26 protein-coding genes are annotated in these 22,792 nt (G+C 65.4%); 8 read left to right on the forward strand and 18 right to left on the reverse strand.

Going from position 1 to position 22,792, the window contains the following annotated elements; all coding sequences use genetic code 11:
• Window positions 1-646: glycine zipper 2TM domain-containing protein (locus P3W85_RS23625; RefSeq protein ID WP_276266569.1), on the forward strand; the 646-nt coding region annotated here is incomplete at its 5' end.
• Between the two features lie 91 nt (window positions 647-737).
• Here P3W85_RS23625 and iscX read toward each other — a convergent pair.
• The 11 genes from iscX to P3W85_RS23680 form a co-directional block, all read right to left on the reverse strand.
• Window positions 738-932, reverse strand: coding sequence for a Fe-S cluster assembly protein IscX (gene iscX / locus P3W85_RS23630; protein ID WP_017229306.1), 195 nt, complete (start codon window positions 930-932; stop codon window positions 738-740).
• 72 nt (window positions 933-1,004) lie between these two features.
• Window positions 1,005-1,343: an ISC system 2Fe-2S type ferredoxin gene (fdx, locus tag P3W85_RS23635; protein ID WP_017229305.1), complete on the reverse strand. Its 339-nt coding sequence runs from the start codon at window positions 1,341-1,343 to the stop codon at window positions 1,005-1,007.
• A 41-nt stretch (window positions 1,344-1,384) separates the two neighbouring features.
• Window positions 1,385-3,250 (reverse strand): Fe-S protein assembly chaperone HscA, encoded by a 1,866-nt coding sequence (gene hscA / locus P3W85_RS23640; protein WP_276266570.1) that lies wholly within the window; start codon window positions 3,248-3,250, stop codon window positions 1,385-1,387.
• 127 nt (window positions 3,251-3,377) lie between these two features.
• Complete coding sequence (hscB, locus tag P3W85_RS23645) at window positions 3,378-3,896, reverse strand: Fe-S protein assembly co-chaperone HscB (RefSeq protein ID WP_035815007.1); 519 nt, start codon at window positions 3,894-3,896, stop codon at window positions 3,378-3,380.
• A 112-nt stretch (window positions 3,897-4,008) separates the two neighbouring features.
• Complete coding sequence (locus tag P3W85_RS23650; protein ID WP_017229302.1) at window positions 4,009-4,245, reverse strand: DUF3565 domain-containing protein; 237 nt, start codon at window positions 4,243-4,245, stop codon at window positions 4,009-4,011.
• Between the two features lie 40 nt (window positions 4,246-4,285).
• A complete protein-coding gene (gene iscA, locus P3W85_RS23655; RefSeq protein ID WP_017229301.1) occupies window positions 4,286-4,606 on the reverse strand; it encodes an iron-sulfur cluster assembly protein IscA in 321 nt (106 codons plus the stop codon).
• A gap of 31 nt (window positions 4,607-4,637) precedes the next feature.
• Window positions 4,638-5,042, reverse strand: a complete 405-nt coding sequence (iscU, locus tag P3W85_RS23660; protein WP_017229300.1) for a Fe-S cluster assembly scaffold IscU — start codon at window positions 5,040-5,042, stop codon at window positions 4,638-4,640.
• A 55-nt stretch (window positions 5,043-5,097) separates the two neighbouring features.
• A complete protein-coding gene (locus P3W85_RS23665; protein ID WP_276266579.1) occupies window positions 5,098-6,321 on the reverse strand; it encodes an IscS subfamily cysteine desulfurase in 1,224 nt (407 codons plus the stop codon).
• A gap of 62 nt (window positions 6,322-6,383) precedes the next feature.
• Entirely contained in the window at window positions 6,384-6,938 is a 555-nt protein-coding gene (gene iscR, locus P3W85_RS23670) for a Fe-S cluster assembly transcriptional regulator IscR (RefSeq protein ID WP_035814992.1), read from the reverse strand.
• Between the two features lie 80 nt (window positions 6,939-7,018).
• Entirely contained in the window at window positions 7,019-9,106 is a 2,088-nt protein-coding gene (locus P3W85_RS23675; RefSeq protein WP_276266571.1) for a site-specific recombinase, read from the reverse strand.
• Between the two features lie 50 nt (window positions 9,107-9,156).
• Entirely contained in the window at window positions 9,157-9,645 is a 489-nt protein-coding gene (locus tag P3W85_RS23680) for a low molecular weight protein-tyrosine-phosphatase (protein ID WP_276266572.1), read from the reverse strand.
• 267 nt (window positions 9,646-9,912) lie between these two features.
• Here P3W85_RS23680 and P3W85_RS23685 point away from each other — a divergent pair, with 267 nt between their 5' ends.
• The gene (locus P3W85_RS23685) at window positions 9,913-10,248 is read left to right on the forward strand and encodes a hypothetical protein (protein WP_017229295.1); all 336 of its coding nucleotides are present in this window, start codon (window positions 9,913-9,915) and stop codon (window positions 10,246-10,248) included.
• 25 nt (window positions 10,249-10,273) lie between these two features.
• Here the strand turns inward: P3W85_RS23685 and P3W85_RS23690 are convergent, their stop codons facing one another.
• Together P3W85_RS23690 and uvrB are read right to left on the reverse strand one after the other, a co-directional pair.
• Window positions 10,274-10,573: a putative quinol monooxygenase gene (locus P3W85_RS23690; protein WP_276266573.1), complete on the reverse strand. Its 300-nt coding sequence runs from the start codon at window positions 10,571-10,573 to the stop codon at window positions 10,274-10,276.
• Between the two features lie 77 nt (window positions 10,574-10,650).
• Complete coding sequence (gene uvrB, locus P3W85_RS23695) at window positions 10,651-12,744, reverse strand: excinuclease ABC subunit UvrB (protein ID WP_017229293.1); 2,094 nt, start codon at window positions 12,742-12,744, stop codon at window positions 10,651-10,653.
• Window positions 12,745-12,900: 156 nt separating this feature from the next.
• Between uvrB and P3W85_RS23700 the strand changes: the two genes are divergently transcribed.
• Together P3W85_RS23700 and P3W85_RS23705 are read left to right on the forward strand one after the other, a co-directional pair.
• Window positions 12,901-14,097 (forward strand): amino acid aminotransferase, encoded by a 1,197-nt coding sequence (locus P3W85_RS23700; protein ID WP_017229292.1) that lies wholly within the window; start codon window positions 12,901-12,903, stop codon window positions 14,095-14,097.
• A gap of 273 nt (window positions 14,098-14,370) precedes the next feature.
• Entirely contained in the window at window positions 14,371-15,612 is a 1,242-nt protein-coding gene (locus P3W85_RS23705; RefSeq protein ID WP_017229291.1) for a polyhydroxyalkanoate depolymerase, read from the forward strand.
• 74 nt (window positions 15,613-15,686) lie between these two features.
• Here the strand turns inward: P3W85_RS23705 and P3W85_RS23710 are convergent, their stop codons facing one another.
• A complete protein-coding gene (locus tag P3W85_RS23710) occupies window positions 15,687-16,322 on the reverse strand; it encodes a TetR family transcriptional regulator (protein ID WP_017229290.1) in 636 nt (211 codons plus the stop codon).
• 206 nt (window positions 16,323-16,528) lie between these two features.
• Here P3W85_RS23710 and rsxB point away from each other — a divergent pair, with 206 nt between their 5' ends.
• Together rsxB and nth are read left to right on the forward strand one after the other, a co-directional pair.
• Window positions 16,529-17,356, forward strand: coding sequence for an electron transport complex subunit RsxB (rsxB, locus tag P3W85_RS23715; RefSeq protein ID WP_276266574.1), 828 nt, complete (start codon window positions 16,529-16,531; stop codon window positions 17,354-17,356).
• A complete protein-coding gene (nth, locus tag P3W85_RS23720) occupies window positions 17,353-17,997 on the forward strand; it encodes an endonuclease III (RefSeq protein ID WP_017229288.1) in 645 nt (214 codons plus the stop codon). The genes rsxB and nth overlap by 4 nt, the downstream gene beginning before the upstream one ends.
• A gap of 90 nt (window positions 17,998-18,087) precedes the next feature.
• Here the strand turns inward: nth and P3W85_RS23725 are convergent, their stop codons facing one another.
• Entirely contained in the window at window positions 18,088-18,675 is a 588-nt protein-coding gene (locus P3W85_RS23725) for a malonic semialdehyde reductase (RefSeq protein ID WP_276266575.1), read from the reverse strand.
• Between the two features lie 84 nt (window positions 18,676-18,759).
• Window positions 18,760-19,704, reverse strand: a complete 945-nt coding sequence (locus P3W85_RS23730; RefSeq protein ID WP_276266576.1) for a DMT family transporter — start codon at window positions 19,702-19,704, stop codon at window positions 18,760-18,762.
• Between the two features lie 149 nt (window positions 19,705-19,853).
• On the opposite strand from P3W85_RS23730, the gene P3W85_RS23735 reads away from it, so the two are divergent.
• Window positions 19,854-20,285: a DUF1841 family protein gene (locus tag P3W85_RS23735; RefSeq protein WP_017229286.1), complete on the forward strand. Its 432-nt coding sequence runs from the start codon at window positions 19,854-19,856 to the stop codon at window positions 20,283-20,285.
• Between the two features lie 135 nt (window positions 20,286-20,420).
• Entirely contained in the window at window positions 20,421-21,680 is a 1,260-nt protein-coding gene (locus P3W85_RS23740) for a phospholipase A (RefSeq protein WP_276266577.1), read from the forward strand.
• Window positions 21,681-21,701: 21 nt separating this feature from the next.
• Here P3W85_RS23740 and P3W85_RS23745 read toward each other — a convergent pair whose 3' ends face one another.
• Both P3W85_RS23745 and grpE read right to left on the reverse strand, forming a co-directional pair.
• Window positions 21,702-22,139, reverse strand: coding sequence for a thioredoxin family protein (locus tag P3W85_RS23745; protein ID WP_276266578.1), 438 nt, complete (start codon window positions 22,137-22,139; stop codon window positions 21,702-21,704).
• 88 nt (window positions 22,140-22,227) lie between these two features.
• Entirely contained in the window at window positions 22,228-22,785 is a 558-nt protein-coding gene (gene grpE / locus P3W85_RS23750) for a nucleotide exchange factor GrpE (protein ID WP_017225988.1), read from the reverse strand.
• Window positions 22,786-22,792 lie beyond the last annotated feature (7 nt).

A 22,792-nucleotide genomic window follows, 5' to 3' on the forward strand; every position in this document is an offset into this window, starting at 1 on the left:
GATCGCCAGCCTGACGGCGGTGGCCGCCATGACCGGCGTGCTTCCGATCAGCAAGGCGACGCAGGACACGCCGCAGTCCCTGACCGCGCCGATGGCCGCCAACAACGTCGAGCCCGTTCAGCAGGCCACGCCAGGAAGTACCACGCGCCCGCCCGGAACCGTCACCGCGCCGCCGGCGCAGGCGCCAGTCGCCCGGTCGCCCGCGGCGCAGCAGGCCCAGGAGCGGAACACCAGCCAGAACGCCGGCTATGGCCCCGAGGCCCGCCGCAATGACGGCGGCGCCTATGCCGGAGAACGCCAGCCGGCGCGCGGCAGCGCGTATGCAGGCCACGTAGTGGCGATCACCCCGATCGAGACCGCCAAGCCGGCCAGCGGCCTGGGCGCCGTCGGCGGCGCGGTGGTCGGCGGCCTGCTCGGCAACCAGATCGGCAAGGGCAACGGCCGCATCCTGGGCACCGTGGCCGGTGCCGTGGGCGGTGGCTTCGCCGGCAACCAGATCGAAAAGAGCGTGCGCAAGGACACCAGCTACCAGGTCCGCGTGCAGATGGACAACGGCAACTACCGTACCTTCACCTACCATGCCGACCCGGGCGTGCAGGTCGGCGATCGGGTTCACCTGCAGAATGGGGGCCTGGTGGCCGGCTGAGCACCGGCCGGGCGCAGACCCGCGATTGGAATGAAAGAAGGGCCGCATGCGCGGCCCTTCTTTCATTCCATCCTGTTCCTCTTATGCCCGCTTACTCCGCCTCTTCGATCCAGGCAGCCTGGATCGCTTCCAGGATCTTCTCGCCGGAGCGATCAGCCGCATCGTCAAAGCCATCCAGTTCCATGACCCAGCGATGCAGGTCCGTGAAACGGATCGTGGCCGGATCCACGTCCGGGTATTTGTCGTACAGGGCCGCAGCGATATCGTAGGTGTCGGTCCACTTCATGGGAATGCTCTCCGGTCAGCTCTGGTCGGTTCAGTTTGGAAGAATGGCTGGCGCGCCGTGCCCGGCGCGGGCTCAGTGCTCTTCCTTGGCGTGGTTGATCGTGTACTTCGGGATCTGCACGGTAAGATCGCTGTCAGCCACGAGGGCCTGGCAGGAAAGACGCGAATTGGGCTCGAGACCCCAGGCCTTGTCGAGCAGGTCTTCCTCTTTCTCTTCCGCCTCTTCCAGCGAGTTGAAGCCCTCGCGCACCACGACGTGGCAGGTGGTGCAGGCGCACGACTTTTCGCACGCGTGCTCGATCTCGATGCCGTTGCTGAGCAACGCATCGCAGATGCTGACACCGGGCTGAGCTTCGAACACGGTGCCTTCGGGGCAGAGTTCGACGTGAGGCAATACGATGATCTGTGGCATGGAATGTCCTGGATAAAGATGCGGTGCGGCGGCCTCGGGGATCAGCCCAGGTCCTGCACCTTGCGGCCGGCCAGAGCGCTCTTGATCGAGCGGTCCATCCGGCGGGCGGCGAATTCGTCGGTACCGTGGGACAGTGCCTCCACGGCCGCCTTGATGGCATGGTGATCCTCGCCGGCGGCGATGTCGCCCGTCGCCGCGATCAGCCGCTCGACCCCGGCGCGCTCCTCGGCCGAGAGCAGGTCGCCATCGGTCTCCAGCGCGCGGCGCGTGGCTTCGATCAGGCGCGCGGCGTCCACGCGCTCTTCCGCCAGCGCGCGGCTCTTCATATCGTGCTCGGCTTCGCGGAAGCTGTCCTGCAGCATGCGCGCGATCTCGTCGTCCGCGAGCCCGTAGGACGGCTTGACGGTGATGGTGGCTTCCACGCCCGATTGCGTCTCGCGCGCGAACACCGACAGCAAGCCATCGGCATCGACCTGGTAGGTCACGCGGATACGGGCCGCGCCGGCCACCATCGGCGGAATGCCACGCAGCTCGAAGCGCGCCAGCGAACGGCAGTCGCTCGCCAGCTCGCGCTCGCCCTGCAGCACGTGGATGGCGATGGCGGTCTGGCCATCCTTGAACGTGGTGAATTCCTGCGCCCGCGCCACCGGGATGGTGCTGTTGCGCGGGATGATCTTCTCGACCAGGCCGCCCATGGTCTCCACGCCCAGCGACAGCGGGATCACGTCGAGCAGCAGCCAGTCCTCGCCCGGCGCACCGTTGCCGGCCAGCAGGTTGGCCTGCATGGCCGCGCCCAGCGCCACCACCTTGTCCGGATCGAGGTTGGTCAGCGGCGGCTGGCTGAAGAACCCGCCCACCGCCTTGCGGATCGACGGCATGCGGGTGGCGCCGCCGACCAGTACCACGCCCTTGACCTCGTCGGCCGCCACGCCCGCGTCGCGCAGCGCCTTGCGCACCGGGGACAGGGTCTTCTGCACCAGCGGCGCGGTCATCTCGACAAAAGCCGGCGCCGACAGCGTCAGGTGCACGATCTCGCCGCTGTTCAGCACCGCGTCGATCACGGTGGAGTCGGCCGCCGACAGCGCCTCCTTGGCCGCGCGGGCGCGCACCATCAGCAAGCGCATGTCCTCGGAGGACAGCGGCTGCAGGTTGGCCTGCTCGACGATCCAGCACATCAGGCGCTGGTCGAAATCGTCGCCGCCGAGCGCCGAGTCACCGCCGGTGGCCAGCACCTCGAACACGCCCTTGGTCAGCTTGAGGATGGAGATGTCGAAGGTGCCGCCACCGAGGTCGTACACCGCATAGATACCTTCCGAAGCGTTGTCCAGCCCGTAGGCAATGGCCGCCGCGGTCGGCTCGTTGAGCAGGCGCAACACTTCAAGGCCGGCCAACTGGGCGGCGTCCTTGGTGGCCTGGCGCTGCGCATCGTCGAAATAGGCGGGCACCGTGATCACCGCGCCGACCAGTTCGTCGCCCAGCGAGTCCTCGGCGCGCTGGCGCAGCGTGGCCAGGATCTCCGCCGATACCTCGACCGGGCTCTTCACGCCAGCCACGGTCTTGATCTGCACCATGCCCGGCGCATCGACGAAATCGTAGGGGCTGTGCTCGATATGCGCGACGTCGCGCAGGCCGCGCCCCATGAAGCGCTTGACCGAGAGGATGGTGTTCTTGGCATCCTGCACCGCTTCTTCCTGCGCGCGATAGCCGATCTGCGTGCCCTTGTTGGGCAGGTAGCGCACCACGGAGGGCAGCAGCGCGCGGCCGCTCTCATCCGTCAGGACTTCGGGAATGCTGTTGCGAACGGCGGCCACCAGCGAATTGGTGGTGCCGAGGTCGATGCCGACAGCGAGCCGCTTCTGGTGGGGTGCCGGCGACATGCCGGGTTCGGAGATCTGGAGCAGTGCCATGATGAATCTTCTTTATTCGTGCGGTGGCAAGGCGGCCTGCCAAACAGGCCGGTCTTGCGCCGGGGCGCCATTGTGGCATGGCTTCGGCGAACGTGCCCGGAGGCGCCGGGGTCCATCGGACCCCGGCCTAGCCTTCCAGGCGGTCGATCGCCTCGCTGGTGTCATGTTCGATCTTCTCGATGAACATCAATTGCCTGGCCGCGCTGCCGGCGCCCGCGTCGTCACCGGCATCGAGCAACGCGCCGAGCGCCGCATGGCGATCGCGCTTCTCGCCGCGCAACTCGCGCAGCAGCGCGTCGAGGCGTGCGACATCTTTCTCTTCGACAGCTTCCTGCAGGGCCTCGCGCCATTCCATCTGCTGCATCAGGAAACCGGGCGCCATGGCGGTGTTGCTCTCGGCCTGTATGTCCACGCCGCGCAGCGTCAGCAGGTAGATCGCGCGCTTGAGCGGCTGGCGCAGCGTGCGGTAAGCCTCGTTGGCGTGCGCAGCCCACTGCATGGCCACGCGCCGCTCGGCGTCGCCGGCATTGGCGAAGCGGTCCGGATGTGCCTGCGACTGCACGGTCAGGTAAGCGGCGTCCAGCGCCGCCTCGTCGACTGCGTACCCGACCGGCAAGCCGAACAGCGCGAAATAATCGTCTTTCAACACCTTCCCCAACAAAAAGGAGCGGCTACGCCGCCCCTTTGAACTTCCCTCAGCGTGAAGGCGGCACGCTGACCGCGCGGCGATGCCGCGGCATGGTTGCTGCAGGTACCGGTCAGGCGCGCCCTGCGCTGGCGCTGCCTGCAGCCCAATCCGCCGGCGGCTCCGCCCGGTCGCATTTCAGGCAGTTCACCTGCGCGCCGATCCGTGCCGCCCTGCCCTGCGCCGTCAGCGTCCAGGGACGCATCTGCCAGGGTGGATCATGGCGCATATGCTGGCCATGACCGCACTCGAGCTCGGCTACCCAGTGGTTCTCGTCGTCCTGGTGAAAACCGGCAATACCGCGTTTCATCGCATCGCGTGCGTCTGCGCGCGGGTGCGCGCAACTGCAATCAAACCCGGAACGACTCTCCGCAACCGCATTCGTCCTTGACGTTGGGGTTGTTGAAGCGGAACCCCTCGTTCAGGCCTTCGCGCGCGAAGTCGAGCTCGGTGCCGTCGATATACGGCAGGCTCTTGGGATCGACGATCACCTTGATGCCGTGCGACTCGAATACGCTGTCTTCCGGCAGCAGGTCATCGACGTATTCCAGCTTGTAGGCCAGGCCCGAGCAGCCGGTCGTCTTGACGCCCAGGCGCAGGCCAACGCCCTTGCCCCGGCGGTCCAGGTAGCGCGCCACATGCTTGGCGGCCTTCTCGGTAAGCGTGATCATCGCTGCATCATCCCTTGATTGATCGCGGAACTCAGGCGGCCTTCTGCTCGGAGGCGCCTTCGTGCTTCTTCTTGTAATCCTCGACCGCCGCCTTGATGGCGTCTTCGGCCAGGATGGAACAGTGAATCTTCACCGGCGGCAGCGCCAGTTCTTCGGCGATATGGGTATTCTTGATTTCCAGCGCCTGATCCACGGTCTTGCCCTTGACCCATTCGGTCACCAGCGAGGAAGACGCGATGGCCGAGCCGCAGCCATAGGTCTTGAACTTGGCGTCTTCGATCACACCGGCTTCGTTGACCTTGATCTGCAGCTTCATGACGTCGCCGCAAGCCGGCGCGCCGACCATGCCGGTACCCACGGCGTCGTCGTTCTTGTCGAACGAGCCAACGTTGCGGGGGTTTTCATAGTGATCGAGAACCTTGGTGCTGTATGACATTTTGGCTACCTCTTGGCGTATCCGTATTTATGGGGTCTTGCGTGGGCCCAGGCGCTCAGTGCGCAGCCCATTGGATGGAATTCAGGTCCACACCGTCCTTGAACATTTCCCACAGCGGCGACAGGTCGCGCAGCTTGGCAATCTTGCTCTTGAGCAGTTCGACGGTGTAATCGACTTCTTCCTCGGTGGTGAAACGGCCCACCGTAAAGCGGATCGAGCTGTGCGCCAGTTCGTCGTTGCGGCCCAGGGCACGCAGCACGTACGAGGGCTCCAGCGACGCCGAAGTGCAGGCCGAGCCCGACGATACCGCCACATCCTTGATCGCCATGATCAGCGATTCGCCTTCGACGAAGTTGAAGCTGACGTTGAGATTGTGCGGCACGCGCTGTTCCAGGTCGCCATTCAGGTAGACCTCTTCCATGCCCGACAGGCCGCGCCACAGGCGGTCGCGCAGCATGCGGATGCGTTCGTTCTCGGTAGCCATTTCCTCGCGGGCGATGCGGAAGGCTTCGCCCATGCCGACGATCTGGTGGGTCGCCAGCGTGCCCGAACGCATGCCACGCTCGTGACCGCCGCCGTGCATCTGCGCTTCCAGGCGCACGCGCGGCTTGCGGCGCACGTACAGCGCGCCCACGCCCTTCGGGCCATAGGTCTTGTGTGCCGAGAACGACATCAGGTCGCACTTCAGCGTATTCAGGTCGATCGCTACCTTGCCGGTGGCCTGGGCTGCGTCGCAATGGAAGATGATGCCCTTGGCGCGGCAGATCTCGCCGATCTGCGCCACGTCCTGGATCACGCCGATCTCGTTGTTGACCAGCATCACCGAGACCAGGATGGTGTCGGGGCGGATCGCTGCCTTGAACACTTCGATGTCGACCAGGCCATTGTCCTGCACGTCGAGGTAAGTCACCTCGAAGCCCTGGCGCTCCAGCTCGCGGGTGGTATCGAGCACGGCCTTGTGCTCGGTCTTCACCGTGATCAGGTGCTTCCCCTTGCCCGAGTAGAAGTGGGCCGCGCCCTTGATGGCGAGGTTATTGGACTCGGTCGCGCCCGACGTCCACACGATCTCGCGCGGGTCGGCGCCCACCAGGGCCGCCACCTGCTCGCGCGCTTCTTCCACCGCGCGCTCGGCATCCCAGCCGTAGGCGTGGCTGCGCGATGCCGGATTGCCGAACTGTTCGCGCAGGTACGGAATCATCTTGTCCGCCACGCGCGGGTCTACCGGCGTGGTTGCCGAGTAATCCATGTAGATGGGGAAATGTGGGGTGCTCATCGTTATGACTGCCTTTTAGGGACCGCTATGCTTGACGTTGCTCTCTGCTCTCGCGCCGGCTGCCCGTCTTACGACTGAGCCAGGCTGAAAACCGAATTCACCACCCGCGGGCGCGCGGGCTTCTCCTGTTTGTCGGCCTTGCCGCGTGGCACTGCCACGGCCTGCGCAGCCGGCTCTTCACGCATGTCGTGGAGCACCGCGGGGCACTTGGCGCGCTGCTGGTCGACCAGGTTCTTGAGGGAGACGGAATCGAGATACTCGACCATTTTCTGGTTCAGCGTGGCCCACAGTTCGTGGGTCATGCAGCGACCGGTTCCCTCGTCTCCGTTACAATTGCCCTTTCCGCCGCACTGGGTGGCGTCGAGCGGCTCATCTACCGCAATGATGATGTCGGCCACCGTGACGTCTTCGGCCTTGCGCGCAAGGCTGTAGCCACCGCCCGGGCCGCGCACGCTTTCCACGATCTCGTGGCGGCGCAGCTTGCCGAACAGCTGCTCGAGGTAAGAGAGGGAAATCTTCTGGCGCTGGCTGATGCCGGCCAGCGTAACGGGGCCCTGATCCTGGCGCATGGCCAGGTCGATCATGGCGGTTACCGCGAAGCGGCCTTTGGTCGTCAGTCTCATGATGCCGGGGAATACTTGATCATTTTGGTCGAGTATAAAAGAAGTCGACTAATTCAGTCAAGTACCCCTGCCGCACCGCATCAAGCCTGCCCTTCCCCTGGCTGCGTCGACGCGTCTGGCGTGCGCGGCGGCACGATCAGCGACCAGGGGTGTTTCAGGATGCGCTGCCGCACGGCCGCGCTCAGCGCCCGGCGATCGACCTTGCGCAGGCTGCGTGAGCGCAAGGCCATATTGAAGGCCAGCGCAAAGCTCACCGCCACATTCAGCAAACCCATCAGCGCGATTCCGGCCACCGCCAGCCAGAACGACGGCATGCGCAGCACGTCGAGCCCCAGCACGCCGATCGCGGCGCCCACCGCGCCAGTCGACAGCGTGACATGGCGCACCTCCATATGGGGCCCGACAAAGCTCAGGATTTCCGGCCCCAGCCCAAGCAGCAGGCCGAGCGAGACGTTGGCCGCGATACCCGACATATTGCGCTTCCAGAAGTCCGCCATGCGCGTGGCACCTTGCGCGCCCAGCACATAGCGCAGCCGGCGGTTGTACGCCATCACGTCATGCACCTTGTGCAGCGCGAACCAGTTGTCCGCCCAGCCCGCCACCAGGCTCGACAACCACAGCAGCACGCCGGTAAAGGCAGCGTAGATGGGCGTGGCGCCGAGGATCGAAAAGGATTCGATGTTGGCGATCGCCTTGGCCGGCGTAATCAGGTTGACGTCCAGGATACGGTGGGCCAGCCACTGGATCCCCATCGCCACGGGGAACACCGCGGCAAGGTTGCCGACAATCGCCGCGGCATTCGAGCGGATCATGGCGATGGTGTCGTCCACGAAAATCTCCCGCCCCTCCGGCCTGCCGACCGCGTCGAGCCGGTGCGCCAGCGCCGGGCCGGTCATCGCCGGCTGCTTGGTGGCCAGCGTGAAATGCGCGAAATGGATCACCAGGAAGCTGCCGGCGTAGTTGAGCGAGGCAAGCAGGCCCTCGATGAACTTATCCAGGTGCAAGCCGTAGATCAGGAACTTGAGATAGACGGTGCCCGCGGTGATCAGGCCGCCGCCAGCTGCCGCCCACATCAGTTCGCGGTACTCGCGGCGATCGCGCGTGATGTAATGCTCGCCGGTCTCGGCCGAACGCTCTACCACCTTGCGCGCCAGTTGCGAGAACGAAGTGCCTGCCAGGTGGACGATGCTGCGGCGCGCCTGAGTGGAGCGGATCAGCGCCGCGATCAGGTTGGCATGCCGGTCGCGCCGCTGTGGCTCGACCCAGGTCGTCAGCAGCAGCTCGATGCGCGCCAGCCGCACCTTCATGCGCTCGATCTGGAACACCACCTCGACGGAGACGCCGTTCTCCTCGAGATCGTCGTACACGCACTGGGCCGCCTGGTGGCAACCGTCGAGCAGCGCGCGGAAATAGTTGAGGCGATGGGCGAATGCCTCCCCGTCACGCACCGCCTCCTCCTCGCACAACGCCTGGGCGGCGCTATCCAGACGGAAAAACGGCGTGTCCTTCACCTTGCCCTTGAGGCGCGAACGAATTGCCTGGCTCAAGCCCGTGGCGCGAACCTGGCTGACCAGCACCTGGATACTGGTGGCCAGCGTACGGTCGAAGCGGTCCCATTCGGGCGGCGCGGCGGCATCGCCGGCCGCCTCCGGATCGCCCGTGCGCAGCACGGCCGCCAGCCGGCCGAGCAGGTCGCCGTCCAGCGCCTCGACCCAGTCGGCATCGTTGTCGTCGATAAACAGCAGCGCGAACAGCCCCGCCAGGTCGCCGCGGTTCGGCGGCGGCGGCAGAAAACGCGCCTGCAGGCGATCCAGCACCTCGCTCCAGAAGCCCGGATGCGATGCCACGCCGGTATCGCAAAGCAAGGTGGTCGGATCGTTGTCGCGCACCAGCGAACGCACCATTTCCGCAAACCTGCCGGCCATCGCCGGGTTGCGCTCCAGCACCTGCAGCAGGTAGCGCAGCCGGACGTGTTCGCGGCGGCGCTTGTCCGGCGCCAGTCCTTCCGCGCCCGGCAGGCCGTCGCGCCGGATCCAGTAACCCAGTTCGATCAGCCAGCCGTTACGGTCCGCCAGCGGCGCCTCCGGGTCCGCGGCCGCCAGGATTGCATCGAGTTGCAGGCTGGCATTGCGCGACTCGCGCCATTTGCGGAACAGGGAACGAAACATGAAACCTCAAAAAATTAGTTGAACGGCGGCCGCAGCCTGCCACCGCGCATTCAGGCGCTGCCCAGCCCCTCGGCATGCAGCATGGCGACCACGCCATCGCAGGCGTCCTCCACATAGTCGAGCACGCGCTCGAAGCCGTCGCCCTCGCCGTAATAGGGGTCCGGGACTTCCTCGGCCGCGTGGCGCGTGGCAAAGCTCATCAACAGCCGCAGCTTGTGGCGATCGCCGGGCGGGCAAATGGCGTCAAGCGCGGCCAGGTTGTCCCGGTCCATGGCCAGCAGCAGGTCGAAGCGGGCAAAGTCGCCGACCAGGGCCTGGCGTGCGCGCTGCGCGGAAAGATCGTAGCCGCGCGCCAGCGCATGGCGCTGCGAACGCGCATCCGGCGCCCGCCCGACGTGATAGCCGTGCGTACCGGCCGAATCCAGCTCGACCAGATCGGCCAGGCCAGCCGCCGCGAGCTTGGCGCGCAGCACGCCTTCGGCAGTCGGTGAGCGGCAGATATTACCCATGCAGCACATCAAAATTGCGTATTTCTTCATTGGAATTCAGCGCTGTCCAGCGCCTGGGACAGATTGATGAAACGCGCCGTGCGCGAGCCTGCGCGCCGCCGGGCCTCCTGCACACCCGTGCGGCGAAGGCGGATTTTACCTTCTCCACGCTGCGGTACTGCGGATGGACGCCGGTCGCACATAGGCAGGCAGGGCATCCGGCCACCTCCCGTCGAGGGGAAGCCAATATCCTGCCGCCGAAAGCCAATCCACAATAAAGGTGACGCAAAAGCATCGCGTCACCCCATAATCGCGAGGGTGAACAGACGCCTCATCCATTTCCTATTGCTACCTGCCCTGCTTTGCGCAAGCCTGGCCGCGGCTGCCGGACCGTCGCCGGAGGCGGCCGACAACGCCGGCTGCGAAGGCCTGCTCGCCGTGGTCCGGCGCAGCCTCGAGGAGGAGATCGTCTCGGCATGCCCCGCCGCCGCGCCTGCCTCGATTTCCGCTCCAGCCCCTGCGTGCGCCGCGCAACAGGAGCCGCTGCGGGCCATCGTGGATTTCATTGGCCAGCGCCGCGCGGCCGATGCCGACGAGTGCGATACCTTGCTGGAAGTGAACAAGCGCCTGCGTTCGCTGCCGCCAAAGATCTGAGCCACGCAGCGGCGGAGCCGCTGCTTCAGGGCAGCTTGGCCGCCAGCACCTCCAGTTTCTCAATGGAGGGCGGTTTGGCGAACAGGTCAGCCGCCTTGGCCATCAAGGCCGCAGCCACCTTGCCGGCGAGATGGGCCTCGCGCCCGGCCTCATCGGGAAACGCGTCGAAGATGCCGTACAGGGATGGTCCCAGCCGCAGCGCGAACCACGCTGTGGTGCCGGTCTCCTCCTGCACCAGCGGCAGGCTGCCCAGCAGGAAAGCCTCCACCTCCTTCTCCTTGCCGGGCTTCGCATGCAGCGGAACCCACAGAGCGAGCTTGACCATGAGCGCTTCTCCTAATCAATGTCCGGGATTCCAACTATAGACGCTGGCAAGGAGAGCAAGGCCGGCGCCTCGCGCCGTCAGGAGGCGGACGGCGGCAGGTGTTCGCCGTCGCCGCTGGCGCCGAATACCTGGCGCTTGAGTTTGGCCAGTTGGTCGCGCACCTGCCCCGCCTTTTCGAACTCGAGGTTCTTGGCGTGCTCGAACATCTGCTTTTCCAGGCGCTTGATCTCCTTGGCGACCTGCTTTTCACTCATGTCCTCGTACCTGGCGCGCTCTTCCGCGGCCAGCAGTTCGGACTTGACCTCGTTCGGGTCGTAGACACCGTCGATGATGTCCTTGATGCGCTTGACCACGCCGCGCGGCACGATGCCGTTGGCCTCGTTGAAGGCAACCTGCTTGGCACGCCGGCGCTCGGTCTCGCTGATCGCCCGTTTCATCGAGTCGGTCATGCGGTCGGCGTAGAGGATCGCGGTGCCGTTCACATTGCGGGCGGCGCGGCCGATGGTCTGGATCAGCGAACGCTCGGCACGCAGGAACCCTTCCTTGTCGGCATCGAGAATCGCCACCAGCGAGACTTCCGGGATATCCAGGCCCTCGCGCAGCAGGTTGATGCCGACCAGCACGTCGAAGGTACCCAGGCGCAGGTCGCGGATGATTTCCACGCGCTCCACGGTGTCGATGTCCGAGTGCAGGTAGCGCACCTTGACGCCGTTCTCGGTCAGGAATTCGGTGAGCTGCTCGGCCATGCGCTTGGTCAGGGTGGTCACCAGCACGCGCTCCCCTACCCCCACCCTCAGGTGAATCTCGGACAGCAGATCGTCGACCTGGGTGGTCGCGGGGCGCACATGAATGATCGGATCGACCAGGCCCGTCGGGCGCACCACCTGCTCCACCACCTGGCCCGCATGCTCGTTCTCATAGTTGGACGGCGTGGCCGAAACGAACATGACCTGGCGCATCTTGCGCTCGAACTCCTCGAACTTGAGCGGCCGGTTGTCCAGCGCGGACGGCAGGCGGAAGCCATACTCGACCAGCGTCGTCTTGCGCGCCTTGTCGCCGTTGTACATGCCGTTGAACTGCCCCATGAGCACGTGCGACTCGTCCAGGAACATCAGTGCGTCGGGCGGCAGGTAGTCCACCAGCGTGGGCGGCGGATCGCCCGGCCTGGCGCCCGAGAGGTGGCGCGAGTAGTTCTCGATCCCCTTGCAGAAGCCGAGCTCGGTCAGCATTTCCAGGTCGAAACGGGAGCGCTGCTCAAGCCGCTGCGCCTCCACCAGCTTGTTTTCCTTGTAGAAGAAATCCAGGCGCTCGCGCAGCTCCACCTTGATGTCCTCGATCGCCCGCAGCACGGTTTCGCGCGGGGTCACGTAGTGGCTCGACGGATAGACCGTGAAACGCGGGATCTTCTGGCGCACGCGCCCGGTGAGCGGATCGAAGAACTGCAGCGAATCGATCTCGTCGTCGAACATGTCGACCCGCACCGCCAGCTCGGCGTGTTCGGCCGGAAAGATGTCCAGCGTATCGCCCCGCACGCGGAAGGTGCCCCGCTGGAAATCGGTCTCGTTGCGGGTGTACTGCATGGCGATCAGGCGCGCGATCACGTCGCGCTGGCTGATCTTGTCGCCCGCGCGCAGCGTCAGGATCATCTTGTGGTATTCGGACGGGTTGCCGATACCGTAGATGGCGGAGACGCTGGCCACGATGATGGTGTCGCGCCGCTCGAGCAGGCTCTTGGTGGCCGACAGCCGCATCTGCTCGATATGCTCGTTGATCGAGGAATCCTTCTCGATGAACAGGTCGCGCTGCGGCACATAGGCCTCGGGCTGGTAGTAATCGTAGTAGCTGACGAAATACTCCACCGCATTGCGCGGGAAGAACTCGCGGAACTCCGAATACAGCTGCGCCGCCAGGGTCTTGTTGGGCGCGAACACGATGGCCGGACGCCCCAGGCGGGCAATCACGTTGGCCATGGTGAAGGTCTTGCCCGAACCGGTTACCCCCAGCAGGGTCTGGTACGAAAGGCCGTCCTCGACCCCGTCGACCAGTTGGCGGATCGCCTCGGGCTGGTCGCCCGCCGGCAGATAGGGCTGGTAGAGCTGGAAGGGAGAGCCGGGAAAGGACGCGAACTTCTCTTCATCCAGCTCGGGGGCGAGTGCAGCAAGATTCGACATAGGCTGGTAGGGAAAACCTCAGGAAAACGGGCAGATACGCTAGAATCTTGGGGTTGGCGGCCAGGTATCAAGATGGGGGCCGCCCGCACTCCCGAGCGCAGTCCGGAGCATTCTACGCCTTCCCGTTTTGTTACATAGCTGACCACGAGATCCCAAATGAGTTTGTTTTCTGCCGTCGAGATGGCCCCGCGCGACCCGATCCTGGGCCTGAATGAAGCCTTCAATGCCGATACCCGTGCGACCAAGGTCAATCTGGGCGTTGGCGTGTACTTCACCGACGAAGGGAAAATCCCTCTGCTGCGCGCCGTGCAGGAAGCCGAGAAGGCTCGCCTGACCACCGCCACCCCGCGCGGCTACCTGCCGATCGAAGGCATCGCCGCCTACGACCAGGCCGTGCAGACCCTGCTGTTCGGCAAGGAATCGCCGCTGATCACCGAAGGCCGCGTAGTGACGGCTCAGGCACTTGGCGGCACCGGTGCCCTGAAGATCGGCGCCGACTTCCTGAAGCGCCTCTACCCGGACGCCAAGGTCGCCATCAGCGACCCGAGCTGGGAAAATCACCGCGCCCTGTTCGAGGCAGCCGGTTTCCCGGTGGTCAACTACGCCTACTACGATGCGCCCAGCCACGGCCTGAATTTCGCCGGCATGGTGGAATCGCTGAAGTCGTACGCGGCCAACACCATCGTGGTGCTGCACGCCTGCTGCCACAACCCGACCGGCGTCGACCTGTCGCCCGAGCAATGGAAGCAGGTCGTGGAACTGATCAAGGAACGCAACCTGATCCCGTTCCTGGACATGGCCTACCAGGGCTTCGCCGACGGCATCGACCCGGACGGCGCAGCCGTGCGCCTGTTCGCCGAATCCGGCCTGCCGTTCTTTGTCTCGAGCTCGTTCTCGAAGAGCTTCTCGCTGTACGGCGAGCGCGTGGGCGCGCTGTCCATCGTCACCACCGGCAAGGAAGAGGCTCAGCGCGTGATGTCGCAAGTCAAGCGCGTCATCCGCACCAACTACTCCAACCCGCCCACGCACGGCGGCACCGTGGTCGCCACCGTGCTGAACAGCCCCGAACTGCGCGCCATGTGGGAGCAGGAACTGGGCGAGATGCGCGACCGTATCAAGCTGATGCGCCATGCGCTGGTGGACAAGCTGGCCGCCAAGGGCGTGCCGGGCGACTTCTCCTTCGTCAAGGCCCAGCGCGGGATGTTCTCGTACTCCGGCCTGAACTCGGCGCAAGTGGACCTCCTGCGCAATGAGCATGGCATCTACGCCGTGGGCACCGGTCGCATCTGCGTGGCGGCACTGAACAGCCGCAACATCGATGCGGTGGTCGACGCCATCGCTGCCGTACTGTAAGGCGGCGCAGGTAGAAGTGGATAAGAAGGCGACTTCGGTCGCCTTTTTTGCGTCAGGCGGGAATTTTTTACATTCTTTTGCCTTTGTCACCAGGAAGTACCGCGTTTGTCCTATTGTCTTTTTCCGACGCAGGCGTACCTTAGGGTATATGCTGCATCGCACGATCGTTCGTAAACGCGCATAATCGGTAACACGTTAGTAACAGTGTTCTTCGCAATTGTCATATCAAGGCGTTGAATCCCAGCTTCGCCCCCAGCCTGATAGGTACTTCTCATGCTTTACCAGCTGCATGAATTCCAGCGTTCGATGCTGCACCCGCTCACCGCGTGGGCGCAGGCCACGGCTAAGACGTTTACCAACCCCCTGAGTCCGCTTTCGCTGGTGCCCGGCGCCACGCGACTGGCTGCCGGCTATGAGCTGCTGTACCGGCTCGGCAAGGAATACGAGAAGCCAGCCTTCGATATCAAGTCGGTCCGCTCCAACGGCCGGGAAATCCCGATCGTCGAACAGACCATCGTCGAAAAGCCGTTCTGCAAGCTGGTGCGGTTCAAGCGCTATGCCGACGATCCCGAGACCATCAAGCTGCTCAAGGATGAGCCGGTCGTGCTGGTGTGCGCGCCGTTGTCCGGCCACCATGCCACGCTGCTGCGCGACACCGTGAAAACCCTGCTGCAGGATCACAAGGTCTACGTGACGGACTGGATCGACGCCCGCATGGTGCCGATCGACCAGGGGGCCTTCCACCTGTCCGACTACATTCATTACATCCAGGACTTCATCCGCCACATCGGCGCCGAGAACCTGCATGTGATTTCGGTGTGCCAGCCGACGGTGCCTGTGCTTGCGGCGATCTCCCTGCTGGCCTCCGCCGGCGAGAAGACGCCCAAGACCATGACCATGATGGGCGGCCCGATCGATGCCCGCCGCAGCCCGACTGCGGTGAATTCGCTGGCCACCAACAAGTCGTTCGAGTGGTTCGAGAATAATGTGATCTATACCGTGCCGGCAAACTATCCGGGTCATGGACGCAAGGTCTACCCCGGCTTCCTGCAGCATGCCGGTTTCGTGGCGATGAACCCCGACCGCCACCTGTCCTCGCACTACGACTACTACCTCAACCTGGTCGAAGGCGATGCGGACGACGCCGAAGCCCACGTGCGCTTCTACGACGAGTACAACGCCGTGCTCGACATGGCCGCCGATTATTACCTCGACACCATCCGCGAGGTGTTCCAGGAATTCCGGCTAGCCAATGGAACCTGGGAAATCGAGGGCAAGCCGGTACGGCCGCAAGACATCAAGGGTACGGCGCTGCTGACCATCGAGGGCGAGTTGGACGACATCTCGGGCGCGGGCCAGACGGCAGCGGCGCATGAGCTGTGCGCCGGCATTCCCGAGGACCGCAAGCAGCACATCACCGCCGTGAAGTGCGGCCACTACGGGATCTTCTCCGGCCGCCGCTGGCGCCAGGAAATCTACCCGGAGCTGCGCAACTTCGTGCTCAAATACCACTGAGCCGCGCTTGCCACAAAAAAACGCCCGCTTTGCCGCGGGCGCTTTTTTGTGGGGCTGTCACTGCCCGGCCCCGCTCAGCGGCGCTCCAGGTAGGACAAGAGCATATCCGTGTGCAACTCGGCGAAGCGCTCATGCTCGTCCTGCGAGGCCACATCGCGGCCGATCACGGCACTGATGGTATAGCGGTTGGACAGCACGTAATAGCCCAGCGCCGAAATGGTGAGATACAGCTGGGGCACGTCGACATTATCGCGGAACACGCCCTGCCGCTGCCCGCGCTTGACGATATCCGCCAGCACGTTGACCACTGGGTTGATCAGCTGGTGCAGTTGCGTGGACTTCTTCAGGTGGCGCGCCTCGTGGAGATTCTCGCTGTTGACCAGGCGGATGAACTCGGGATTGCGGTAGTACCAGTCCCACACGAAGCGGGCGAGGGTGCGGACCGCCGCCACCGGATCTTCCTCGGTGATATGCAGTTGCTCCTCGGCGGCGCGAAATTCCGCGTATTGCCGCTCCAGGACGGCGAGGAACAAACCCTCCTTGCTGCCATAGTAGTAATAGAGCATGCGCTCGTTGGTCTCGGCGCGGCGCGCGATCTGGTCAACGCGGGCGCCGGCCAGTCCACCCTTGGCAAATTCTTCGGTGGCGGCATCGAGGATGCGGCGGCGCGTTCCTTCGGGGTCCCGCTTGGTTCTGGTTTCGTTTCGCATGCGACGGCTGGTGAATCGGTGCGCGGATTATGGCACAGGGCAGCTTGCGCGCAGCCGCTCCCGGCAAAGCGCGCATCATCGCGCGTTTCTGCGCTGCGGCGAAATCGGGGATAATCCCTGCCGCGTGCCTGTTGCAGCCGGTCCCGCCTATTGAGCAAGAAGAAAGACCGGCGCCCTGCCGCACCCGCAAATCCCTCAACGCTGTCGTGACTGCCACCCCTCAGACCCTCGCCGATCGCCTCGAAGCCCTGCTGCCGCAGACCCAGTGCACCAAATGCGGCTTTAATGGCTGCCGCCCCTATGCCGAAGCCATGGCGGCAGGCGAAGCCGCATGCAACCGCTGCCCGCCGGGCGGCGACGAAGGCATCCGCCGCCTGTCGGCACTGCTGGGTACGCCGCAGCAGCCGCTGGATCCGGAGCGAGGCAGGGAACAGGCGCGCGCGGAGGCGGTGATCGACGAAACGCTGTGCATCGGCTGCACGCTGTGCATCCAGGCCTGCCCGGTCGATGCCATCGTCGGCGCGCCCAAGCAGATGCATACGGTGCTGGCCGACTGGTGCACCGGCTGCGACCTGTGCGTGGCGCCGTGCCCGGTGGACTGCATCGCCATGGTTCCGGTGACCGGTGAACGCACCGGCTGGGCCGCATGGTCGCAGGCACAAGCCGACCAGGCTCACGCGCGCTACCTTGCGCGACGCTCGCGGCTGGTACGCGAGCGCGAGGAGAACGACGCGCGCCTTGCAGCCAAGGCGGCCGCCAAGCTCGAGGCGCTGCAGGCCGAGACCGCCCAAAGCGAAGAAGAGCGCGCCGCGCAGGCACGCAAGCAGGCCATCATCCAGGCCGCCATCGAACGCGCACGCGTGAAGCAGCAAGCAGTGAAGCCCCGCAACACCGAAAACGTCCCTGCGGCCGTGCAGGCGCAGATCGACGCGGCTGAAGCGCGCCGCGCCAAAGCCGGCCTGGGTGCCACGCCCGGCCAGGACGATGCCGGGACCGCCCCCGGCGCCAACCCAGATGCCCCCAGGAAGCCATGAACGCAGCCAAGTGCCGCGCCCTGTTCGAGACACTGCGCGAAGTCAACCCGACCCCCACCACCGAACTCGAATACAGCTCGCCCTTCGAGCTGCTGATTGCCGTGCTGCTATCCGCGCAGGCCACCGACGTGGGCGTGAACAAGGCAACCCGCAAGCTGTATCCCGTGGCGCACACGCCGCAGCAGATCCTGGACCTGGGCGAAGCCGGGCTGATCGAGTACATCAAGACCATCGGCCTGTACAAGACCAAGGCCAAACATGTGATGGCGACCTGCCGCATCCTGGCCGAGCAGCACGGCGGCGAGGTGCCGCGCGACCGTGCCGCGCTCGAAGCCCTGCCGGGCGTGGGCCGCAAGACCGCCAACGTGGTGCTCAACACCGCCTTCGGCGAGGCCACCATCGCAGTCGATACGCACATCTTCCGCGTGGCCAACCGCACCGGCCTGGCGCCGGGCAAGAACGTGCAGGTGGTGGAACAGAAGCTGCTGAAGGCGGTCCCGCACGAGTTCCTGCACGATGCGCATCACTGGCTGATCCTGCATGGCCGCTACGTCTGCAGGGCGCGCAAGCCCGAATGCTGGCACTGCGCGATCGAACCGCTGTGCGAATACCGCGAAAAGACCGAGGCGCCGCGCGGCTGAACGCAAGCGCGCCGCGCAGGCAAGAAAAGACCCGCGCGTGGCGGGTCTTTTTTCATCGTCCAGCTGGCTGCGCGGCGAGGGCGCGCCCCCTCAAACGATGCGGCAGGCTTCGTCGAAGGACAGGCGCGGGCTGCGCGGGAACAGCTTGTCGGTCTCGCCGTAACCCAGGTTCACCAGGAAATTGACCGACCAATTGCCGTCCGGGAAGAAGGCGGCATTGACCTTGGCGGCGTCGAAGCCGGCCATCGGACCGCAATCCAGGCCGAGGGCGCGCGCGGCCAGGATGAAGTAGCCGCCTTGCAGCGAGCCGTTCATCAGCGCATCGCGGGCAATCTTCTCGGGCTGGCCGGCGTACCACGAACGGGCGTCGGCATGCGGGAACAGCTTGGGCAGCTGGTCATGGAAGGCGTTGTCGAAGGCGACGATGGCGGTGACCGGTGCCGAACGCGTCTTCTCGACGTTGCCTGCCGATACGCAATCGACCAGGCGCGCCTTCTCGGCCGCGCTCTTGACGAAGACGATACGCGCCGGAGAACCATTGGCGGCCGTCGGCCCGAACTTCATCGCGTCGTAGATCTGGTGAAGCACGGCATCGTCCACACCGCGGTCTTGCCACACATTGTGGGTGCGGGCTTCGGTGAACAGCTGGGCGATAGCAACCTGGTCGATCGGTTTCATGCGTTAGGTTCCTGAACAAGAGGTGAAGGCGGAATTGTATCGAAGACGCCGCACTCTTCTCCACAAGCGATTTGAGCAAGGGGTTCAATTCTGTTGCACTTCCTGGCTCCCGCCCCCCTTCTGCGTCAGCCACAGCACCCCGGCCAGGATCAGGCCACCGCCCAGGGCCTGGGTCAGGCCCACATGCTCCCCCAGGACAAGTGCCGCCAGCGCCACCGTCACCACCGGCTCCAGCGTCGACAGCATCGAAGCGCGGGCCGCGCCAAGCCGCTGCAGGCCGGCGAAAAAAGCCAGGATCGCCAGTACGGTCGACAACAGCGCGATCGCCAGCAGCGCCAGCCAGCCGGCCAGGCTCTGCGGAAATTGCGGCGGCACCCCGGCCCCGGTGCGCAGCAGCCCTGCGGCGACGTAGACAACCGCCGCCGCCGCGCACACCACGGTGGTGGTGGCCAGCGGGTTGACGCCGGCCGTCAGGCGCGCGCCCACGATGATATAGACCGAATAGATGGCGGCCGAGGCCAGGCCGAGCGCGATACCAAGCGCCGAGCCCTGCCCGCCGCCCACCGTCAGCCCTGCCCCGACCGAGCACAGCACCAGTGCGGTGACCGATGCCGTACTCAGGCGCTCCTTGAGGAACACCGCCGCGAGGATGGTGACAAAGAGCGGGTAAAGATAGAGCAGCAAGGCGACCAGGCTGGCCTGCGCGTGATTGAGCGCGGTAAAGAAGCAGAAAGACTGCCCGACATAGCCGATGCCACCCATCGCGGCCAGCGCCAGTACGCGCCGCCAGGGCGGCAGGCCGACCCCGCGCAGGCGCATCGCCAGCGCCAGTGCACCTGCCGCCAGCACGAAACGCACCGCCAGCAGGCCGTAGACGTCGGCGCCAGCCGCGTAGGCGAAGCGCGCGAAGATCGCCATGGCGCCAAAGGCGCTGGCGGACAATGCGATCAGCAGGACGCCGGCAAACTTCTCGCGGGCGGTGTGGATGGCCCGGGGGCGGCTGGCTGCGGTGGAGCGGGAAGCGGACATGGCGGCGCCCTGGTGGGATTACACCCGGCGGCGCCGGGCAACGCCGCATTTTATTGGTTGGCAGGCCATTTCCGCCATTGCGGGCACCCCGCCAGGCCGAACCGCGATGCGCTGCAGCAGCGGGGCAGCTCATTTACAATAGCGGCATCATGTTCAATCCCTCCCGCGAAGAAGTCCGCCGTTTTTTCTGCGAAGCCTGGCAGAAGCAACGCGCAGGCAGCGTCCTGACCCCGCTCGAAGTCATTGCCGTCGACTGGATCGGCGAGCATCCCGAATACCAAACCCTGCTCACCGACACGGAGGGTGCGCTAAGCCAGGACTACACCCCCGAAGGCGGCCAGACCAATCCCTTCCTGCACCTGGCCATGCACCTGTCCATCTCCGAGCAGGTTTCCATCGACCAGCCTCCCGGCATCCGCCGCGCCTACGAAGCCCTGGCCCAGCGGCTGGATTCGCCGCACGAGGCGCAGCACCAGGTCATGGAATGCCTTGGTGAGATGCTCTGGCAGGCACAGCGCACCGGCATGCCGCCCGACGGCGAACAGTACATCGCCTCGGTCCAACGCCGCGCCAGCCGCTGAAGCGGCGGCCAGCCGGCCGAAGGCTGCGTACAATTCATCACAAATGTCCGGCTGCGCGCATGATAGGCTCCATGGCGTCGCAATATCATGCAGCGTGCGCATCACCGTTATCGGGAGATGCGGCGCCCACGTCCCATGCGTGCCAGCCAGCTTTCCACCGGGATTTCCCCTGCCGCACCGGCCATCCTGCTCGCCGTTGCCCTGGCCACCGCATGGCCATCGACCGGTGGCGCGGCCATGGCTTTGCTGCAACCGCCCAAGGTGGTCGACGGCACCAAGCCACTGACCCTCACCCTGCTGCTCAGCGCCGATGGCGCCCAACACAGCTTTCACGTCCCCGATGCCGTTGAAGTCATTGCCGCGGCCGACCTGCAGGCGCCGGTACGCCTCAGCATGCGGCGGATAACGGCCGGACCATCCACCCTCAGCTTGCCCAAGGGCGAGCACCGCACCATCGAGTACAGTGCGGCATTGCCCTCCAGCCTGCGCGGCATGGTACGGCTGGATCCCGTCGACATCGATGCCGCGCCGGTGCTGGTCACGCTCAACCGCGCACCACGCGCCGACGACGCGCCGGCGGCCCAGGTGGCAACCGTGCCGGCTGCGAGCGGCGGCAGCCCCGCGCCGGTGGTGCCGGTGGCGGCTTCCGGCCAGGCTGCGCCGGCGCAGCCAGACCTCCAGGATCAGGGCCGGCTCACCTTCAACGATCCGATGTACTTCCTGGTCGGCGGCCACGGCGGGGCCAATGCCAGGTTCCAGTTCAGCTTCAAGTTTCGCGTGTTCCAGGGTGAGAATCCTGCCTCGCGTAGCCTGCTCGACAACCTCTACTTCGGCTACACGCAGTTTTCGCTGTGGGACCTGGCCGCCGACTCCAAGCCTTTTCGCGACACCAACTACCGGCCCAGCCTGTTTTATTACCTGTCCGACGCCGGCGTGCATAACCGCACGGTCAGCCGGCTCTCGCTCGCGGCAGGCCTGGAACACGAATCAAACGGCCGCGACGGCGCACAGTCGCGCAGCATCAATACGGTGTTCGTCAAACCCACTTTCTACCTCGGCGACCTGAGCAGCTGGCACTGGAGCGTGTCGCCCAAGCTGTACTACTACCTCGAGAAGAACGACAACCCGGGCATCGGCAGGTATCGCGGCTATATGGATCTGAAACTGGCGTATGGCAAGCCTGACTCATGGGAATTCGCCGCCACGCTGCGCAAGGGCTCGCAGCGCTACTACGGCAGCATCGATGCGCAGGCGACCTATCCGCTGGCACGCTTGATCCCCGGCACGGCAGGCTATCTGATGGCCGGCTACTTTGTCGGCTATGGCGAAAGCCTGCTGGACTACAACCGCAAGCTGCCATGGCAATTCCGCCTGGGGTACGCGCTTTCGCGCTGACCGGCGCGGGCCGCGCCGCCCTCAGCCCGCCAGCGGCTTGCCGCTGGCCTTCAGGCGGGCGTTGGCCACCGCCGCGGCGAACTGGCCGTGCCCGTGCCAGCCCGTGGCGCGTCCCAGTTTCTTGCCCTTGTAGAAAAACATGAAGACCGGAACGCCATGCAGGCCGAAGCGTTTTCCCAGTTCGGGATGCGCGTAGACATTGGCGTGCAGCCAGTGCAGCTCAAGCGCGTGCACCGGCTCCGGATTGGCCAGCATGGCCTTCTTCGCCATCTCGCAATTGAAGCAGTCCACGCCCCAGAAGAAGACGCAGACGAGGGTGTCGCCGGCGCCCGCGATGGCGGCGTCGATATCCTGGCCATCGACCTCCAGCATGCCGAAAGCATCGAAGGCACGATGATCCAGGTGCGGCGCGGGGCCGCCGGCTTGCGCCTGGGCAGGGCTGTCTGGCGAGACGGACATGGGATTCTCCAACAAAAACAAACGCCCGGGGCCGATGGCACCGGGCGTTGCTTGTGCCGCCGGGTGGACAGCGAGCTGTCGCGCGCTCTTACTTGGGCGCAGCCACCGTCACCAGTGCCGGGCGCAGGACGCGATCGGCAATCATGTAGCCACGCTGCAGCACCGTAACCACGGTATTGGGCTCTTGCGGTGCCGGCACCATGGAGATCGCCTGATGGCGATGCGGGTCGAATTTCTCGCCCACCGGGTTCAGTTCGACGATCTTGCCCTTTTCGAAGGCACTGAACAGCTGGCGCGCCGTCAGTTCGACCCCTTCGCGCAGCTTGGCGATATCGCCCGAACCGTCGGCCAGCGCTGCCTGCAGGCTGTCCATCACCGGCAGCAGGTAGTCGGCAAAGCTTTCGATGGCGAATTTATGCGCCTTGGCAACGTCGTCCTGGGCGCGGCGGCGGATGTTCTCGCCCTCGGCGGTCGCCCGCAGGAACAGATCGTAGTTTTCCTTGGCCTTGGCCTCCAGCGCGGCCAGCTGGGCCGCCACATCGCTCACGGCGGCATTGTCGGCCTGGCCGGCAGGCGCGGTGTTCTGCTCGTCGCTGACTGGCGAGAGCGGCGGCGTGGTGGATGGCGTCTGCTTCTGTTCTTCCATGTCGATC

Origin of the sequence: Cupriavidus basilensis (assembly GCF_029335485.1) — a bacterium.
Classification (GTDB): domain Bacteria; phylum Pseudomonadota; class Gammaproteobacteria; order Burkholderiales; family Burkholderiaceae; genus Cupriavidus; species Cupriavidus basilensis_E.

What these genes read in the sequence shown, in the direction of transcription:
- P3W85_RS23725 (WP_276266575.1), bottom strand. Translation starts at nt 18,675, where the DNA reads ATGAAACCGATCGACCAGGTTGCTATCGCCCAGCTGTTCACCGAAGCC.
- P3W85_RS23650 (WP_017229302.1), bottom strand. Translation starts at nt 4,245, where the DNA reads ATGAAACGCGGTATTGCCGGTTTTCACCAGGACGACGAGAACCACTGG.
- iscR (WP_035814992.1), bottom strand. Translation starts at nt 6,938, where the DNA reads ATGAGACTGACGACCAAAGGCCGCTTCGCGGTAACCGCCATGATCGAC.
- uvrB (WP_017229293.1), bottom strand. Translation starts at nt 12,744, where the DNA reads ATGTCGAATCTTGCTGCACTCGCCCCCGAGCTGGATGAAGAGAAGTTC.
- P3W85_RS23675 (WP_276266571.1), bottom strand. Translation starts at nt 9,106, where the DNA reads ATGTTTCGTTCCCTGTTCCGCAAATGGCGCGAGTCGCGCAATGCCAGC.
- P3W85_RS23730 (WP_276266576.1), bottom strand. Translation starts at nt 19,704, where the DNA reads ATGTCCGCTTCCCGCTCCACCGCAGCCAGCCGCCCCCGGGCCATCCAC.
- P3W85_RS23705 (WP_017229291.1), top strand. Translation starts at nt 14,371, where the DNA reads ATGCTTTACCAGCTGCATGAATTCCAGCGTTCGATGCTGCACCCGCTC.
- iscX (WP_017229306.1), bottom strand. Translation starts at nt 932, where the DNA reads ATGAAGTGGACCGACACCTACGATATCGCTGCGGCCCTGTACGACAAA.
- P3W85_RS23680 (WP_276266572.1), bottom strand. Translation starts at nt 9,645, where the DNA reads ATGAAGAAATACGCAATTTTGATGTGCTGCATGGGTAATATCTGCCGC.
- P3W85_RS23690 (WP_276266573.1), bottom strand. Translation starts at nt 10,573, where the DNA reads ATGGTCAAGCTCGCTCTGTGGGTTCCGCTGCATGCGAAGCCCGGCAAG.
- P3W85_RS23740 (WP_276266577.1), top strand. Translation starts at nt 20,421, where the DNA reads ATGCGTGCCAGCCAGCTTTCCACCGGGATTTCCCCTGCCGCACCGGCC.
- P3W85_RS23735 (WP_017229286.1), top strand. Translation starts at nt 19,854, where the DNA reads ATGTTCAATCCCTCCCGCGAAGAAGTCCGCCGTTTTTTCTGCGAAGCC.
- P3W85_RS23745 (WP_276266578.1), bottom strand. Translation starts at nt 22,139, where the DNA reads ATGTCCGTCTCGCCAGACAGCCCTGCCCAGGCGCAAGCCGGCGGCCCC.
- grpE (WP_017225988.1), bottom strand. Translation starts at nt 22,785, where the DNA reads ATGGAAGAACAGAAGCAGACGCCATCCACCACGCCGCCGCTCTCGCCA.
- iscU (WP_017229300.1), bottom strand. Translation starts at nt 5,042, where the DNA reads ATGTCATACAGCACCAAGGTTCTCGATCACTATGAAAACCCCCGCAAC.
- P3W85_RS23700 (WP_017229292.1), top strand. Translation starts at nt 12,901, where the DNA reads ATGAGTTTGTTTTCTGCCGTCGAGATGGCCCCGCGCGACCCGATCCTG.
- P3W85_RS23710 (WP_017229290.1), bottom strand. Translation starts at nt 16,322, where the DNA reads ATGCGAAACGAAACCAGAACCAAGCGGGACCCCGAAGGAACGCGCCGC.
- fdx (WP_017229305.1), bottom strand. Translation starts at nt 1,343, where the DNA reads ATGCCACAGATCATCGTATTGCCTCACGTCGAACTCTGCCCCGAAGGC.
- iscA (WP_017229301.1), bottom strand. Translation starts at nt 4,606, where the DNA reads ATGATCACGCTTACCGAGAAGGCCGCCAAGCATGTGGCGCGCTACCTG.
- hscA (WP_276266570.1), bottom strand. Translation starts at nt 3,250, where the DNA reads ATGGCACTGCTCCAGATCTCCGAACCCGGCATGTCGCCGGCACCCCAC.
- nth (WP_017229288.1), top strand. Translation starts at nt 17,353, where the DNA reads ATGAACGCAGCCAAGTGCCGCGCCCTGTTCGAGACACTGCGCGAAGTC.